This window comes from Streptococcus sp. FSL R7-0248, assembly GCF_037967965.1.
Taxonomy (GTDB): Bacteria; Bacillota; Bacilli; order Lactobacillales; family Streptococcaceae; genus Streptococcus.
Window position 1 is genome coordinate 1969358 of the sequence record NZ_CP150201.1, and the last position, 14654, is coordinate 1984011.

15 protein-coding genes are annotated in these 14654 nt (G+C 40.9%); 4 read left to right on the top strand and 11 right to left on the bottom strand.

The features are described 5' to 3' along the window. The first annotated feature begins 10 nt into the window (after nucleotides 1-10). Nucleotides 11-2515, top strand: a complete 2505-nt coding sequence (locus NYE32_RS08995) for an ATP-dependent RecD-like DNA helicase (RefSeq protein WP_073688625.1) — start codon at nucleotides 11-13, stop codon at nucleotides 2513-2515. A gap of 51 nt (nucleotides 2516-2566) precedes the next feature. Here the strand turns inward: NYE32_RS08995 and NYE32_RS09000 are convergent, their stop codons facing one another. From NYE32_RS09000 to tsaB, 5 genes are read right to left on the bottom strand one after another with little or no spacing between them, the layout of a single operon-like run. After that, nucleotides 2567-2893, bottom strand: coding sequence for an AzlD domain-containing protein (locus NYE32_RS09000; protein WP_037599077.1), 327 nt, complete (start codon nucleotides 2891-2893; stop codon nucleotides 2567-2569). Continuing rightward, complete coding sequence (locus tag NYE32_RS09005; RefSeq protein ID WP_073688624.1) at nucleotides 2880-3572, bottom strand: AzlC family ABC transporter permease; 693 nt, start codon at nucleotides 3570-3572, stop codon at nucleotides 2880-2882. The genes NYE32_RS09000 and NYE32_RS09005 overlap by 14 nt, the downstream gene beginning before the upstream one ends. 51 nt (nucleotides 3573-3623) lie before the next feature. After that, entirely contained in the window at nucleotides 3624-4637 is a 1014-nt protein-coding gene (tsaD, locus tag NYE32_RS09010) for a tRNA (adenosine(37)-N6)-threonylcarbamoyltransferase complex transferase subunit TsaD (protein WP_110981010.1), read from the bottom strand. Continuing rightward, a complete protein-coding gene (gene rimI / locus NYE32_RS09015) occupies nucleotides 4637-5092 on the bottom strand; it encodes a ribosomal protein S18-alanine N-acetyltransferase (RefSeq protein ID WP_045769118.1) in 456 nt (151 codons plus the stop codon). The genes tsaD and rimI overlap by 1 nt, the downstream gene beginning before the upstream one ends. Beyond that, nucleotides 5052-5738: a tRNA (adenosine(37)-N6)-threonylcarbamoyltransferase complex dimerization subunit type 1 TsaB gene (tsaB, locus tag NYE32_RS09020; RefSeq protein ID WP_110981011.1), complete on the bottom strand. Its 687-nt coding sequence runs from the start codon at nucleotides 5736-5738 to the stop codon at nucleotides 5052-5054. Before tsaB ends, rimI begins: the two co-directional genes overlap by 41 nt. A 260-nt stretch (nucleotides 5739-5998) precedes the next feature. On the opposite strand from tsaB, the gene NYE32_RS09025 reads away from it, so the two are divergent. Together NYE32_RS09025 and NYE32_RS09030 are read left to right on the top strand one after the other, a co-directional pair. Then, entirely contained in the window at nucleotides 5999-6229 is a 231-nt protein-coding gene (locus NYE32_RS09025; RefSeq protein WP_002884752.1) for a DNA-dependent RNA polymerase subunit epsilon, read from the top strand. 4 nt (nucleotides 6230-6233) lie between these two features. Continuing rightward, nucleotides 6234-7916: a ribonuclease J gene (locus NYE32_RS09030; protein WP_002884294.1), complete on the top strand. Its 1683-nt coding sequence runs from the start codon at nucleotides 6234-6236 to the stop codon at nucleotides 7914-7916. Nucleotides 7917-8016: 100 nt separating this feature from the next. Here the strand turns inward: NYE32_RS09030 and NYE32_RS09035 are convergent, their stop codons facing one another. From NYE32_RS09035 to NYE32_RS09055, 5 genes are all read right to left on the bottom strand, one after another. After that, nucleotides 8017-8649, bottom strand: a complete 633-nt coding sequence (locus tag NYE32_RS09035) for a CHAP domain-containing protein (RefSeq protein WP_008535629.1) — start codon at nucleotides 8647-8649, stop codon at nucleotides 8017-8019. A gap of 186 nt (nucleotides 8650-8835) precedes the next feature. Further along, complete coding sequence (glnA, locus tag NYE32_RS09040; protein ID WP_002884322.1) at nucleotides 8836-10179, bottom strand: type I glutamate--ammonia ligase; 1344 nt, start codon at nucleotides 10177-10179, stop codon at nucleotides 8836-8838. 48 nt (nucleotides 10180-10227) lie between these two features. Then, on the bottom strand, nucleotides 10228-10602 hold the full coding sequence (locus NYE32_RS09045) for a MerR family transcriptional regulator (RefSeq protein WP_008535631.1): 375 nt from the start codon (nucleotides 10600-10602) through the stop codon (nucleotides 10228-10230). Nucleotides 10603-10775: 173 nt separating this feature from the next. Next, complete coding sequence (locus tag NYE32_RS09050) at nucleotides 10776-11279, bottom strand: aromatic acid exporter family protein (RefSeq protein ID WP_037602725.1); 504 nt, start codon at nucleotides 11277-11279, stop codon at nucleotides 10776-10778. Nucleotides 11280-11431: 152 nt separating this feature from the next. Beyond that, a complete protein-coding gene (locus NYE32_RS09055; protein WP_002884739.1) occupies nucleotides 11432-12631 on the bottom strand; it encodes a phosphoglycerate kinase in 1200 nt (399 codons plus the stop codon). Nucleotides 12632-12772: 141 nt separating this feature from the next. On the opposite strand from NYE32_RS09055, the gene NYE32_RS09060 reads away from it, so the two are divergent. Further along, nucleotides 12773-13477, top strand: coding sequence for a hypothetical protein (locus tag NYE32_RS09060; RefSeq protein WP_022495961.1), 705 nt, complete (start codon nucleotides 12773-12775; stop codon nucleotides 13475-13477). Nucleotides 13478-13588: 111 nt separating this feature from the next. On the opposite strand, the gene gap is transcribed toward NYE32_RS09060, so the two are convergent. Next, a complete protein-coding gene (gap, locus tag NYE32_RS09065; RefSeq protein ID WP_002884461.1) occupies nucleotides 13589-14599 on the bottom strand; it encodes a type I glyceraldehyde-3-phosphate dehydrogenase in 1011 nt (336 codons plus the stop codon). Between the last annotated feature and the right edge of the window lie 55 nt (nucleotides 14600-14654).

Consider the following 14654-nt stretch of genomic DNA (forward strand, 5'->3'; position numbering starts at 1 on the left):
GGAAAAACACATGCAAGAATTTTATTTTTCAGGAACTATCGAACGCGTCATTTTCGAAAACACTAGTAATTTTTTTCGTATCTTACTCTTAGAGATTGACGAAACGGACAGTGATTTTGAAGACTACGAAATCATTGTCACAGGAACTATGGGGGATGTCATGGAGGGTGAAGACTATACCTTCTGGGGCCAACTAACCAATCACCCTAAATATGGGGAACAGCTACAAATGACCCGCTACGAGCGTTCAAAACCTTCTGCCAGCGGTCTTATCAAATATTTTGCCAGCGACAATTTCAAAGGAATCGGTAAGAAAACGGCCGAGCGTATTGTCGAAATTTACGGAGAAGACCCTATTGACAAGATTCTCGAGGATTCTAGCGAGTTAGAGCAGATTCCCAACCTCTCCAAGGTCAATCGAGAAGCCTTTGTTGCGAAGTTAAAAATCAATTATGGAGCCGAGCAAATCCTGTCCAAACTTTCTAGCTATGGACTCACACCAAAGGCCGCCTCACAAATTTTCAATCAATATAAGGAAGAGTCACTAAATCTTATTGAGGAACACCCTTATCTATTAGTAGAGGAGATTCAAGGAATCGGTTTTAAAATGGCTGACCAACTAGCCGAACGTCTCGGAATTGCTAGCGATGCTCCTGAGCGTTTACGAGCTGCCTTGATTCATTGTCTACTAGAAGCCAGTATGGAAGAAGGCGATACCTACATAGAAGCCAAAGCCTTGCTTGAACGTACCATCATTCTTTTGGAAGGTGCTCGTCCGATTGAACTTGACCCCGCCTTGGTCGCTAACCAATTAACCAATCTTATCCAAGAGGATAAGGTGCAAAATGTAGAGACTAAAATCTTTGATAATACCCTATATTTTGCGGAACAGGGCATCTATACCCACCTAACTCGTATCATGAAGGACCAACCTGACGTCAGCTCTGAAGACAAAATCTTAGACAGCCTTGAAGGGGTGGAAGAGGAGCTTGGTATTACTTATGATCAGGTTCAAAAAGATGCCATTATCAAAGCCCTACAAAGCAAGGTCTTCATCCTGACAGGTGGTCCCGGAACAGGGAAAACCACTGTTATTAACGGCATTATTAAAACCTATGCTGACCTCCATGGCCTAGATCTCAAAAAGTCTGATTTACCTATTATTTTAGCAGCACCAACGGGACGGGCTGCTCGTCGGATGAACGAACTCACCCAACTCCCTAGCGCCACTATTCATAGACATTTAGGCCTCAATAGCGAGGACGATTTTAAGACCTTAGAGGACTATCTCGATTGCGATTTGATTATCATCGACGAGTTCTCTATGGTTGATACTTGGTTGGCCAATCAACTCTTTGAAAGTATCTCTGATTCAACCCAAGTTATCATTGTGGGTGACCAAGACCAACTACCTTCCGTAGGCCCTGGCCAAGTCTTGGCTGACCTTTTGCAGATTGATAACTTGCCTAAAGTTTCCCTAACCAAAATTTTCAGACAATCCGAGGATTCCACTATCGTTACCCTAGCTAGCCAGATGCGCCAAGGCCAACTACCCGCTGATTTCACAGAGAAAAAGGCTGACCGCTCTTACTTTGAGGCCAATGCCAACCATATTCCACAGATGGTTCCTAAAATCGTCTCTGCTGCGATAAAGAGTGGGATTGCAGCTCAGGATGTTCAGATTCTAGCCCCCATGTACCGAGGACAGGCTGGTATTAACAATCTCAATACCATTATGCAAGACCTACTTAATCCTAAAGAAAAGGCCAATCAGTTCGCCTTTAATGATATCTTCTTCCGCAAAAACGACAAGATTCTCCATCTGGTCAACGATACAGAACTCAATGTCTTCAATGGCGACATCGGAATCATTACTGATCTCATTCCTGGTAAATATACTGAAAGCAAACAGGACGAAATTTACATGTCCTTCGACGGCAATGAGGTTATCTATCCTCGTAACGAATGGAATAAGATTACTCTGGCCTATGCTATGTCAATCCACAAATCCCAAGGGAGTGAGTTCCCAGTCGTTATCCTTCCCATCACACGCCAAAGTGGGCGTATGCTACAACGTAACCTCATTTACACCGCAATCACACGCGCCAAGAGTAAACTAGTCATGCTGGGGGAAATCGTAGCCTTCGATTATGCTGTTCACAACGAGGGAGCTAAACGAAATACTTATCTCATCCAACGTTTTGAACAAACTTATACACAAGCTGTTGATAAGTCTGTCGAAAAGATTGTTAAAAACGAGGCAACAGACGCATCCAATCAAACAAAAAAGGAAAACAACGAATCCTCAGAACCCCTTGAAAACAAAGACATTTCGGGAAATCTAAATCCATCTCCAGCTCTTATTAACACTTATTCACAACCTGTGGATAAGTCTGTTAACAAACCTGTGCAAACCGAAGAAAACTATCGTTTAACTGAAGATAATTGGTCAACTATAGATCCAATGATTGGTCTCAGTGAAGACGATATCGCTGCTTTTTTTAACAATAACTAAAAAAGACTTGGAAAGCGACTCACTAAGAGCAACTCCAAGTCTTTTCATTTACTAAAACACTAAACGAATCAGGGCCATAGACACTATACCGACGATTACTGCATAGAGCAGATTTTTGCTCTTAAATGCTACAATTACCGTTGGCACAGTAGCCAGTATTTCCATCCACTTAAACTGTGGCAAGTGACCAATCTTCTCAGTCGTGAGACTAGAGAGAATCAGAGCAAAGAGGATAGAAACTGGTAAGTAGTGCAAAAATCGAACAACGATATCTGGTAAGCCCTTGTATTTCACTAAAACAAAGGGGAGAATACGGGGCACCCAGCTAACAACAAATCCAAGTAGAATGGCAATGAGAATAAACTTATTGACGGCCATCACACATCACCCCCACACTACATCCAACTAAAGTAGCCACTAAAACAGCCAAAGATTCCGACAAGATGACACTAAAGCTCAGATAAGCCATAGCAATAGATAGTAAAATCAAGAATAGCTTACGCACGCCTTCACCTAACAAAGCATCTATCTGACTACTTAACAAACCTATAAACATGGCAATCAAGGCAAAATCCAAACCAAAAAGCTCAGGATTAGGAATCATGGAACCAATCAAACACCCAACAACTGATGATACAATCCAAACCAGATAGCTGAAAATATTGTTCCCATGCATCCAGTTCGCAGAAATATCTTTATGATGCACATATTCTCCCAACAAGACACCATAACTTTCATCCGTAATCAGACTACCAATTCCCAGCTGATTCCAGAGGCTTGTTTTTGTAAAAATCGTCGTTGCATGTAAACTCATCAACATGTTACGCAAATTAACTAAGAAAACAGTCAAGGTTAACTCACCAAGGCCAGCTCCTGCAACTACTAATGCACACATAGCAAACTGAGCCGAGCCACCATAGACTAAGGCACACATGAGGCCAACCTCAAGGGCCGATAGACCAGAAGCCGCCGCTACAACACCAAAGGCTAGGCCAATAGCCACATATCCTAGGGCTGTCGGTACTGCAGCTTTTACACCTAAACGAAAGGCAGACATACTCAATTCCTTTCTAAAGGAACCTCTTACCAGACTAGTAAGAGGTTCTTCTTATTCTTCAAATCCTGCAAAGGCAAGACTTGGTTTTGCATTCAAGTCCAACTCAGCAAAATGTTTCTGATCACATTCAATGGCAGCTGCTAGGGCAATCATGCCAGCATTATCACCACAGAGACGTAAAGGCGGAATAACCACATCTACATCCGTAATTTCTTCAGCCAAACGTTCACGTAAGCCCTGATTAGCTGCTACGCCACCAGCAACAACAAGTGTCTTGACAGGATAACGCTCCAAGGCTTTCTTAGTCTTAGCTAGGAGAATATCCAACACAGCAGCTTGGAAGGAAGCACAAAGGTCCTCTCTGACTAGAACTTCTCCCTTCTGTTCTGCATTGTGATGCAAATTGATGAAAGCAGACTTTAGGCCTGAAAATGAAAACTCCAAGTGGTCTTCCTTAATCATAGCGCGTGGAAAATCATAAACATCTTTCCCTTTATGAGCCAATTCATCAATTTCACGCCCAGCTGGGTAGGTCAAACCCATCACACGCCCAACCTTATCATAGGCCTCACCAACTGCATCATCACGTGTCTCACCAACAATCTTGTAATTTCCTGGTTCTGACACATAAACCAACTCTGTGTGTCCCCCAGACACCAAAAGTGCTAGGAGGGGGTATTCCAACTCTTGTACCTCACGCGCTGCCATAAGATGCCCAGCCATATGATTAACTGGAATCAAAGGCAATCCATGTGCCCAAGCGAAGGCCTTAGCCGCTGCCATCCCGACCAAGAGCGCTCCGACCAAACCAGGACCATAGGTTACTGCTACAGCATCTAGTTGTTCAGCAGTAATGCCCGCCTCTGAAAGGGCATCCTTAATGCAAAGAGTCACCACTTCCACATGGTGACGACTAGCCACCTCAGGGACAACACCACCAAAACGTTTATGACTTTCCACCTGACTGGCAATAATATTACTCAAAAGTTCCTTCTCATTTTTCAAAACGGCAACTGAAGTCTCGTCACACGAGCTCTCCACTGCCAAAATATATCTATCTACCATTAGACTTCCTCTCGCCTCATGATAACTGCATCTTCTTGAGGCTCATGATAATAATTTTTCCGAATTCCTAGACTTTCAAAACCAAATTTTCTATAAAGTGCCTGAGCGACTTGATTTGAAGCCCTCACCTCTAAAAATATAGGTTCACTACGCTCTTCCAAATGCTTCATCAGCTGACTAGCATAACCACGCCCCTGATAAGCTTTTAAAACAGCGATATTGGTCACCTCAAGCTCACCCACCAAATTTTGAAGGGCTAAAAAACCAACAACTTCTTCCTGATCATAAACATAGAAATACTCCGTAGTATCCAAAGCCAAGTCTGCTACCACTTGTTCTATCGTCCACGGAGATTTGTCATAAACATCCGACAAAATCTGATAAATCAGTTGAGCTTGCTCCTGACTACTCAATCTAGACGCGCTTGATGTAGTTGTCACGGTTAATCTCCTCATGCGTCTTAAGCCAATTCTCCTCTGCCTCAACCCGCTTCAAGTAATGTGGAACAAAGGCATCCACATCAACAGAAGGCAAGGACAAGCCTAAACGACCAATTAACTGAGCTGATGGAAGGCTAGACAAGATCGTTGCCTCTGGAAGATTTTCCTTAATCTGATCCGCAAAATTAGCCACTTCACCGACAAATGTCACCTTTTCATAAACTTTAGCTTGCTCAAGAACATCTGTAAAGGCAGCATGACAATCAGGGACGATAGCCTGACCATTTTCATAAAAACCAACGTAAACATTATTACGACGGGCATCCATGATAGGAATCACAACACCGACAACCGAAAGGTTTGTCAGCGCCTGTAGACTTGAAACCCCCACTAAATCAATGTCAAGCGCATAGGCTAACGTCTTAGCTGTTGCGACAGCCACACGAAGCCCGGTGTAGGATCCAGGCCCCTGTGCAACCACAATACGTTCTAAATCAGACGGCTGCCAGCCTGCCTGAGCAACTAAAAAATCAATGGTGGGCATTAAACTAATACTGTGGTTCTTTTTTACTGTGACAGTTGTCTCTGCCACTAGTTTCTCTTCTTCCAACAAGGCTACTGATAAAGCAGTGCTAGAAGTATCAAATGCTAATATTTTCATCTTTTTTCCTTGTTTCCTTTTATGCTTTTCTATTATAACACAAGTCACTGTTTCCCAGAAACGAACATTTTCCAACTTTTTCCGCCATTTTCTTTATCTAGCCCTTATCTTATGGTACAATAATAGTAATTGTTAAACGAATCAAGGCTACTAGCTATTACTCATAAAGTGAATATCATAACGTCAAGTAAATCAAAGAAAGATTAACTTGACCGGTTTTTTTATAGAATGGCAGAGCCTTTTGGAAAGAAAGGAAAACCATGATTTATAAAGTCTTTTACCAAGAAACTAAAGAGCGTAATCCACGCCGTGAACAGACAAAATCACTCTACCTAGATATCGATGCAGAAACTGAACTTGAGGGACGTATCCAAGCTCGTCAAATCATCGAAAAAAACACTGCCTATAACATCGAATTCATCGAGCTCCTCTCAGAAAAAGCCCTTGAATACGAAAAAGAAACAGGCGTTTTTGAAGTAACGGAGTTCTAAGACCATGGCATCAAAAATCAATCTAAAACCTGAAGAAGTTGGGGTTTATGCGATTGGTGGTTTGGGGGAAATCGGTAAAAACACCTATGGTATTGAATACCAAGATGAGATTATCATCGTCGATGCGGGTATTAAATTCCCCGAAGACGATCTTCTCGGAATCGACTATGTCATCCCAGACTATTCTTACATCGTTGAAAACGTTGATCGTGTAAAGGCACTTGTCATTACCCACGGTCACGAAGACCATATTGGTGGGATTCCCTTCCTTCTTAAACAGGCAAATATCCCAATTTATGCAGGACCGCTTGCTCTTGCTCTTATCAAAGGAAAATTGGAAGAACACGGACTACTTCGTGACGCACAACTCTACGAAATTAATGCTAATACAGAGCTTACTTTCAAAAATATGAGCGTGACCTTCTTCCGCACTACTCACTCAATTCCAGAACCTCTCGGTATTGTCATCCATACACCTCAAGGTAAAATTGTGTGTACCGGTGACTTTAAGTTTGACTTCACCCCAGTAGGGGAACCAGCAGACCTTCACCGTATGGCTGCACTTGGTGAGGAAGGCGTTCTTTGCCTCCTCTCAGACTCAACCAATGCTGAAGTACCAACTTTCACTAATTCCGAGAAGGTTGTTGGCCAATCCATTATGAAAATTATTGAAGGCATCCACGGACGTATTATTTTCGCCTCATTTGCCTCAAACATTTTCCGTCTTCAACAAGCTGCCGAAGCCGCTGTAAAAACTGGCCGTAAGATTGTTGTCTTCGGACGTTCTATGGAAAAAGCCATTGTCAACGGGGTCGAACTAGGTTACATCAAGGTTCCAAAAGGGACTATCATTGATCCTAGTGAGATGAAAAACTATCATGCCAGTGAGATTCTTATCATGTGTACCGGTTCTCAAGGGGAGCCTATGGCGGCCCTTGCACGTATCGCCAATGGGATGCACCGCCAAGTGACACTACAACCTGGTGACACTGTCATCTTCTCATCTAGTCCTATTCCAGGGAACACCACTAGCGTTAACCGTCTGATTAATACCATTCAAGAAGCTGGTGTTGATGTTATCCACGGTAAAATCAACAATATCCATACCTCTGGACACGGTGGTCAACAAGAGCAAAAACTAATGCTTCGTTTGATCAAACCAAAATTCTTCATGCCTGTTCACGGTGAATACCGCATGCAGAAAGTCCACGCAGGTCTTGCTGTTGATTGTGGCGTTCCAAAAGATAATATCTTCATTATGGAAAATGGTGATGTCTTAGCCCTAACAAAAGACTCTGCGCGTCGTGCAGGTCACTTCAATGCCCAAGATATCTATGTTGATGGTAATGGTATTGGGGATATCGGAGCCGCGGTTCTTCGTGACCGTCGTGATCTTTCTGAAGATGGTGTCGTACTTGCCGTAGCTACTGTTGACTTCAAGTCTAAGATGATTCTAGCTGGTCCAGACATCCTCAGTCGTGGCTTCATCTATATGCGTGAATCTGGCGATCTTATCCGCGAAAGCCAACGCATTCTATTCAATGCTATTCGTATCGCTCTTAAGAATAAAGATGCTAGCATCCAATCTGTTAACGGAGCTATCGTCAATGCTTTACGCCCATTCCTATATGAAAAAACAGAACGTGAACCAATCATTATTCCAATGATTCTCACACCTGATAAATAAAAAAATGGTAGCCATCTAGCTACCATTTTTTAAGTTTAAATCCAGTCTGAGCACAACTCTTCCAGCAAGTAAAAAAGCGCTATAAGCGCTTCTTTTCGTTTTATGCACCTGGATAAATGTAAGATACTGAACCTGGTGTAGTTGAGTTTTGTGGATCAAACCAACCACGATAGTTATTGATTTGTTGCTGGTTGTTATAGTTTGACTCCAAGATTTGAATTTGACCATCTTGACCAACTTGTGTTACATAACCAACGTGACCATAACCACCATCAGTCCAACATACAATTGATCCTGTCACAGGTGTTGAACCTACAGCATAACCTTGGCTAGCAGCGCTTCCGGCCCAATCGCCACCATTACCCCACCAGTTACTTGCCCATGGAGCGACTTCCTTAACACCCCATGTACATTGACCAACTGGATAACGATTCCAAGTAGCATCTGAATCAGTAGCTGTTACCTCTGAAGAAGAAACTTCTGTTGTTTCTTCAACTGCCGTAGTAGCTCCTGAAACTTCCAAGCTTCCACCAGGAACAATTGTTGACCAAATAGTCATGCCATTTTCAGCTGCTAATTGATAAGGATCTACACCATACTGACTAGCAATCCCGAAGAATGAATCTCCATTTTGAACTGTATAAGTATCAGCATTAACTGTTTGTGCGACTGTAAGACCGAGCAATAATGCACTTGAGGCTGCTGCCAAAGCAGCTTTTTTTGTAGTTTTCATATTTCCCCCTGAATAAGATTAATATGAAATTAGTTTAACACTCTCATATTTTAATGCGATTAAGGAGGAATAAAGAAATATGACAAAAGAAAACAGCTCAGTTAAAACTACGTAATTTGTCCAAGAACTTAATAAATTTAAAAGAAAAAGAAAACCAGGCATAACCTGATTTTCAAATTTAATTTCTTAATAAATATCCAAGTAGTTATCAATTTCCCATTGTGAAACAAAGGTAGCATAGCTTGCCCATTCCATACGTTTCGCATCAAGGAAGTTTGTATAGATATGATTACCCAAAGCTTGACGAACCACTTCATCTGTTTCCAATGCTTTAAGAGCGTTACGAAGTGTTGATGGCAAATCAATAATACCTGCTTCTTTACGTTCTTCAGGAGACATTGAGTAAATGTTTGTTTCAACTGGATCTGGAGCATCAATCTTGTTAATAATACCATCAAGACCAGCTTCCAAAAGAACAGCAAGGGCCAAGTATGGGTTTGCCATTGGGTCTACTGAACGCAATTCCAAACGTGTACCCATACCACGAGACGCAGGAACGCGGATCAATGGTGAACGGTTGCTACCTGCCCATGCAATATATACAGGAGCTTCATATCCAGGAACCAAACGTTTGTAAGAGTTAACTGTTGGGTTAATAATTGCAGTATAGTTATATGCATGTTTCATCAAACCACCAAGGAAGTAGTAAGCGTCTTGAGACAATTGCATACCACGTGGATCCTCTGGATCAAAGAATGCATTTCCTTCTTCAGTGAAGAGAGACATGTTACAGTGCATACCGCTACCAGCAATACCATATTTAGGTTTCGCCATAAATGTCGCATAAAGACCATGTTTACGAGCGATTGTCTTAACAACCAATTTGAAAATTTGGATATTATCACAAGCCTTCAAAACATCTGTATACTTGAAGTCGATTTCATGTTGACCAACCGCCACTTCATGGTGAGATGCCTCAACATCAAATCCCATTTCTGTCAACACATTAACGATTTCACGACGTGTGTTGTCTGCAAGGTCAGTAGGAGCAAGGTCAAAATAACCACCTTTATCGTTAACTTCAAGCGTAGGATTACCTTGCTCATCTAATTTGAAAAGGAAAAATTCTGGTTCTGGTCCAAGGTTAAATGATTTATAACCAACTTCTTCCATATGACGCAAAGCTTTTTTCAAGTTACCACGAGGGTCACCAGCAAATGGTTCACCCGCAGAAGTATAGATATCACAAATAAGACCAGCTACTGCACCATTTTCATCGCCCCAAGGGAAAACTGTCCACGTATCAAGATCTGGGTAAAGATACATATCAGATTCGTTGATACGAACAAATCCCTCGATTGATGAACCATCAAACATAGCTTTATTTGAAAGTACCTTATCCAACTGTTCATCTGTCGCAGGAATTTCAACGTTCTTCATAACACCAAGGATATCAGAGAACATTAAACGCAAGAAAGTAACATTCTTCTCTTTGACTTCGCGACGAATATCAGCTGCTGTGATTGCCATAATAGGGGTCTCCTTTATAAAAACCAAAAATAAAAGTTCAAAGCGTAATTAGATACGCAAGTTACCAAATTGTTGTGACGGGGTCGTAAAACGGCCTTGCTGAAGGAGTTCATCATGCAAGATACGTCGAACGTCCGCATCTGTTAAAGCCACTTGTTTTTGTTGGGCACGAACTTCACGCTCTTCGTACTCATGTTTAATCGCTGCAATATTGTAACCATCATCCAAAAAATCTTTGATTTCCAATAAACGATCCATATCATTTAATGAGTACATCCGACGATTTCCAGCTGTACGTTCAGGTTGAATTAAACCTTGATCTTCATAGTAACGAATTTGACGAGCGGTTAAATCCGTCAACTTCATAACTGTTCCAATCGGAAAAACAGCTAGAGAACGCCTTAATTCTTTCTCTCTTGCCATGATCATCCTCCTTTCCTAACAATTATATTCTGAATATTTCTACATGTCAACAGTTTATGTCACTTTTTCTTACACAATGAGCAATTACCGAACATTACATTGTATATTCGCTCTAATTTAAGGATTTTATCGAAAAATCATAAAAAATAGAGTCCAATAGAACCCTATCATTCTTATTTTAAATGTTTAAGTAGCCAATCATAATCATAATTGACAAGGATTGCTATAAAGACTCCACAGAATGTTTCAAAGACTCTAGCAATAACATAAGTAAAAGTATTATCAGGCGGAATAGACAAGGTAATAATCAAAAGTGCAGCCACCCCTCCAATAACACCAGAAGCATTATTAAAAGACACATTAATGACAATCGTTAACATTGTCAAAATTGGAACCAATAGCAAGGTCACCCAAACTGAATGATGAAACCACATATTCACAAAGTAAAATAATAGCGACAAAAGACCTCCAACCGTATTCGCAAAAATACGTGATTTACCAAACTGAATACTTCTATCAAAGTTTTCTCGAAGACTAAAGACTGCTGTCAAACAACCAATCTGAAGCCCTTCCCAACCTAAAGCAGAAAAAAGACCTAAAACAAGAAAGACAGCAAGTCCCGTCTTAAGTGTACGCATACCAAATTTAAATTTTTTCGGTTCAAATTTCAATCCCATTTTACCATTTTAACATGATTATGAACCATTTGGCTACTTATACAGTATATTACTGCAAAGTTCAAACAAATAATAGTTTTAGCCTCTATCAAACACCCAATAAGATGACACAAAAAAGAGTTGGTTTCCCAACTCTTTTCATTCTAATAGACTTATTTATCAGTAAGTGCAGCCAATCCTGGAAGTTCTTTACCTTCAAGAAGTTCCATAGAAGCACCACCACCAGTAGAGATCCATGAGAACTTGTCTGCACGACCAAGGTTGATAGCTGCGGCAGCTGAATCACCACCACCGATGATTGATTTAACGCCTGGTTGTTTCACGATAGCATCCATCACACCGATTGTACCAGCTTGGAAGTCAGGGTTTTCAAATACACCCATAGGTCCGTTCCATACAACTGTTTTCGCACCAGTCAAGGCTTTATCGAATTCAGCAATTGATTTAGGACCGATATCCAAACCAAGGAAACCTGGGTCTACTGCTTCACCTTCAGTGTCTTTCACTTCAGTGTAGTCAGCAAATGCATTAGCTTCTTTTGAGTCAACTGGCAAGATCAATTTACCGTTTGATTTTTCAAGAAGAGCTTTAGCAACATCAAGTTTATCTTCTTCTACAAGTGAGTTACCGATTTCGATACCTTGTGCTTTGTAGAACGTGTAAGTCATACCACCACCGATAAGAACTTTATCAGCTTTTGCAAGAAGGTTTTCGATAACACCAATCTTATCAGATACTTTAGAACCACCAAGGATAGCTACGAATGGACGTTCTGGAGTTTCAACTGCTTCTTTAATGTAAGCAATTTCGTTTTCAAGAAGGAAACCAGCAACAGCTTTGTCAACATTTGCTGAGATACCAACGTTAGATGCGTGTGCACGGTGAGCTGTACCGAATGCATCGTTTACGAAGATACCATCTCCAAGTGATGCCCAGTATTTACCAAGTTCAGGATCGTTTTTAGATTCTTTCTTGCCATCAACATCTTCAAAACGAGTGTTTTCAACCAAGAGAACTTGTCCATCTTCAAGAGCGTTAACAGCTGCTTCCAATTCTGCACCACGTGTAACACCTGGGATAAATTTAACGTCTTGACCCAATTTCGCAGCCAAGTCAGCGGCTACAGGAGCAAGTGATTTTCCTTCCTTATCAGCTTCTTCTTTTACACGTCCAAGGTGAGAGAAGAGGATTGCACGTCCGCCTTGTTCAAGAATGTACTTGATAGTTGGAAGAGCAGCAGTGATACGGTTATCGTTAGTGATCACGCCATCTTTTACAGGTACGTTGAAGTCAACACGAACGAGAACTTTTTTCCCTTTCAAGTCAACGTCTTTAACAGTCAATTTAGCCATTTGATCAGACTCCTTAATTTTTTAATACGTTTTCATTATATCACAAAATGCATAAAAGAGATAGCAAAATCAGAAGGATTTCTGGCTTATTGCCAGTATAAAACATTTAGCATATAATCGAAATAGAAAGGTCGAATATCCATGAAAAAACCGCTAAACAAGAAGCAGAAACAAGCTGACCATGATCTAAATGTAATCCTTATTCTTACCCTTGTTCCTCTGCTCCTCTTTCTTACTCTTAAACCAACTCTTTTTTCATACACTAACCAAACCTCAGTACCGCTATGGCTGCGATTAATCTTATTAGCTAGTTGTCAATTTGCCATCGCAGGCTTAGGAACCAGCACTGTTATGCTTTATCGCAAAGAATCTTTCAGACACTTTGGATTAATCACCAAAAATCTAGTTACCACCCTTTTTCAATCTCTTCTTGTAGCCCTACCACTTATCATATTTAAAGGAATTACTCATCAGATTCATTCCTATCTACCTCTTCAATCAATACAATTAACAAAAGAAGTAATGAGCCAATCATTTCCTAGTAATATCCTGGCATACCTATTCATCTGTCTTATTTGGGGATTCTGGGAAGGATTTAACTATGTAGTCATCGCTGAAAAGATACGCATACGTTTTCCATCTCCTTACATTTGGTTAGATAGTGGGGCAATAACTTGTGCGATTTTTTGCCTCCTTATCCATGGAATCATTGGTTTTGATGTCTATACCCTATTTGAATCACTTACCGTTTTTATACTTATTTATGGTATGCTAGCTATACAAAAACATAATAAAAACGCCTGGGGTTGTGTCATGCTCTTTCTACTCATTTGGAATGCCTTCTAGCTTATTCATAAATCACAATCCTACTGAGATTATAACAGCCTATTTATACGGATGTTTTATTATTTTGGAAAATAAAAAAAGAGCCGAAGCTCTTCTTTTTATACAATTGAATTATTTAGCGATTTTCGCGAAGTATTCAAGAGTACGTACAAGTTGTGAAGTGTATGACATTTCGTTGTCGTACCAAGAAACAACTTTAACCAATTGTTTACCATCAACAGTTTGTACTTTAGTTTGAGTTGCATCAAACAATGAACCGTAAGAAATACCTACGATATCTGAAGATACGATTGGATCTTCAGTGTAACCGAATGATTCGTTTGAAGCTGCTTTCATAGCTGCGTTCACTTCATCAACAGTAACGTCTTTTTCAAGAACTGCTACCAATTCAGTAACTGATCCAGTTGGAACTGGAACACGTTGTGCAGCACCGTCAAGTTTACCGTTCAATTCTGGGATAACCAAACCGATAGCTTTAGCAGCACCAGTTGAGTTAGGAACGATGTTTGCAGCACCAGCACGTGCACGACGAAGGTCACCACCACGGTGTGGTCCGTCAAGGATCATTTGGTCACCAGTGTAAGCGTGGATAGTAGTCATCAAACCTTGTTTAACACCGAAGTTATCTTGCAATGCTTTAGCCATTGGAGCCAAGCAGTTTGTAGTACATGAAGCACCTGAGATAACTGTTTCAGTACCATCAAGGATATCGTGGTTAGTGTTAAATACGATTGTTTTAACATCGTTTCCACCAGGAGCAGTGATAACAACTTTCTTAGCTCCACCTTCGTGCAAGTGTTTTTCAGCAGCATCTTTCTTAGCAAAGAAACCAGTTGCTTCAAGAACGATTTCTACACCGTCGTTAGCCCAGTCAATTTGTTCTGGGTCACGTTCAGCAGAAACTTTAACGAATTTACCGTTAACTTCAAATCCACCATCTTTAACTTCAACAGTACCGTCGAAACGACCTTGAGTTGTGTCGTATTTCAACAAGTGTGCAAGCATAACTGGATCTGTAAGGTCGTTGATGCGTGTAACTTCAACACCTTCTACGTTTTGGATACGACGGAAAGCAAGACGACCGATACGACCGAAACCGTTAATACCAACTTTAACTACCATTAGTGATTTCCTCCTTATGAAAATCAAATAAATATAATTTTGAGAGCAAGCTCTC

Excerpts from the sequence above, each read along its gene's own strand:
- NYE32_RS09060 (WP_022495961.1), top strand. The coding sequence starts at position 12,773 with ATGAAAAAACCGCTAAACAAGAAGCAGAAACAAGCTGACCATGATCTA.
- NYE32_RS09055 (WP_002884739.1), bottom strand. The coding sequence starts at position 12,631 with ATGGCTAAATTGACTGTTAAAGACGTTGACTTGAAAGGGAAAAAAGTT.
- NYE32_RS09030 (WP_002884294.1), top strand. The coding sequence starts at position 6,234 with ATGGCATCAAAAATCAATCTAAAACCTGAAGAAGTTGGGGTTTATGCG.
- tsaD (WP_110981010.1), bottom strand. The coding sequence starts at position 4,637 with ATGGTAGATAGATATATTTTGGCAGTGGAGAGCTCGTGTGACGAGACT.
- NYE32_RS09000 (WP_037599077.1), bottom strand. The coding sequence starts at position 2,893 with ATGGCCGTCAATAAGTTTATTCTCATTGCCATTCTACTTGGATTTGTT.
- NYE32_RS09035 (WP_008535629.1), bottom strand. The coding sequence starts at position 8,649 with ATGAAAACTACAAAAAAAGCTGCTTTGGCAGCAGCCTCAAGTGCATTA.
- NYE32_RS09005 (WP_073688624.1), bottom strand. The coding sequence starts at position 3,572 with ATGTCTGCCTTTCGTTTAGGTGTAAAAGCTGCAGTACCGACAGCCCTA.
- gap (WP_002884461.1), bottom strand. The coding sequence starts at position 14,599 with ATGGTAGTTAAAGTTGGTATTAACGGTTTCGGTCGTATCGGTCGTCTT.
- rimI (WP_045769118.1), bottom strand. The coding sequence starts at position 5,092 with ATGAGGAGATTAACCGTGACAACTACATCAAGCGCGTCTAGATTGAGT.
- NYE32_RS09050 (WP_037602725.1), bottom strand. The coding sequence starts at position 11,279 with ATGGGATTGAAATTTGAACCGAAAAAATTTAAATTTGGTATGCGTACA.
- tsaB (WP_110981011.1), bottom strand. The coding sequence starts at position 5,738 with ATGAAAATATTAGCATTTGATACTTCTAGCACTGCTTTATCAGTAGCC.
- NYE32_RS09045 (WP_008535631.1), bottom strand. The coding sequence starts at position 10,602 with ATGGCAAGAGAGAAAGAATTAAGGCGTTCTCTAGCTGTTTTTCCGATT.
- glnA (WP_002884322.1), bottom strand. The coding sequence starts at position 10,179 with ATGGCAATCACAGCAGCTGATATTCGTCGCGAAGTCAAAGAGAAGAAT.
- NYE32_RS09025 (WP_002884752.1), top strand. The coding sequence starts at position 5,999 with ATGATTTATAAAGTCTTTTACCAAGAAACTAAAGAGCGTAATCCACGC.
- NYE32_RS08995 (WP_073688625.1), top strand. The coding sequence starts at position 11 with ATGCAAGAATTTTATTTTTCAGGAACTATCGAACGCGTCATTTTCGAA.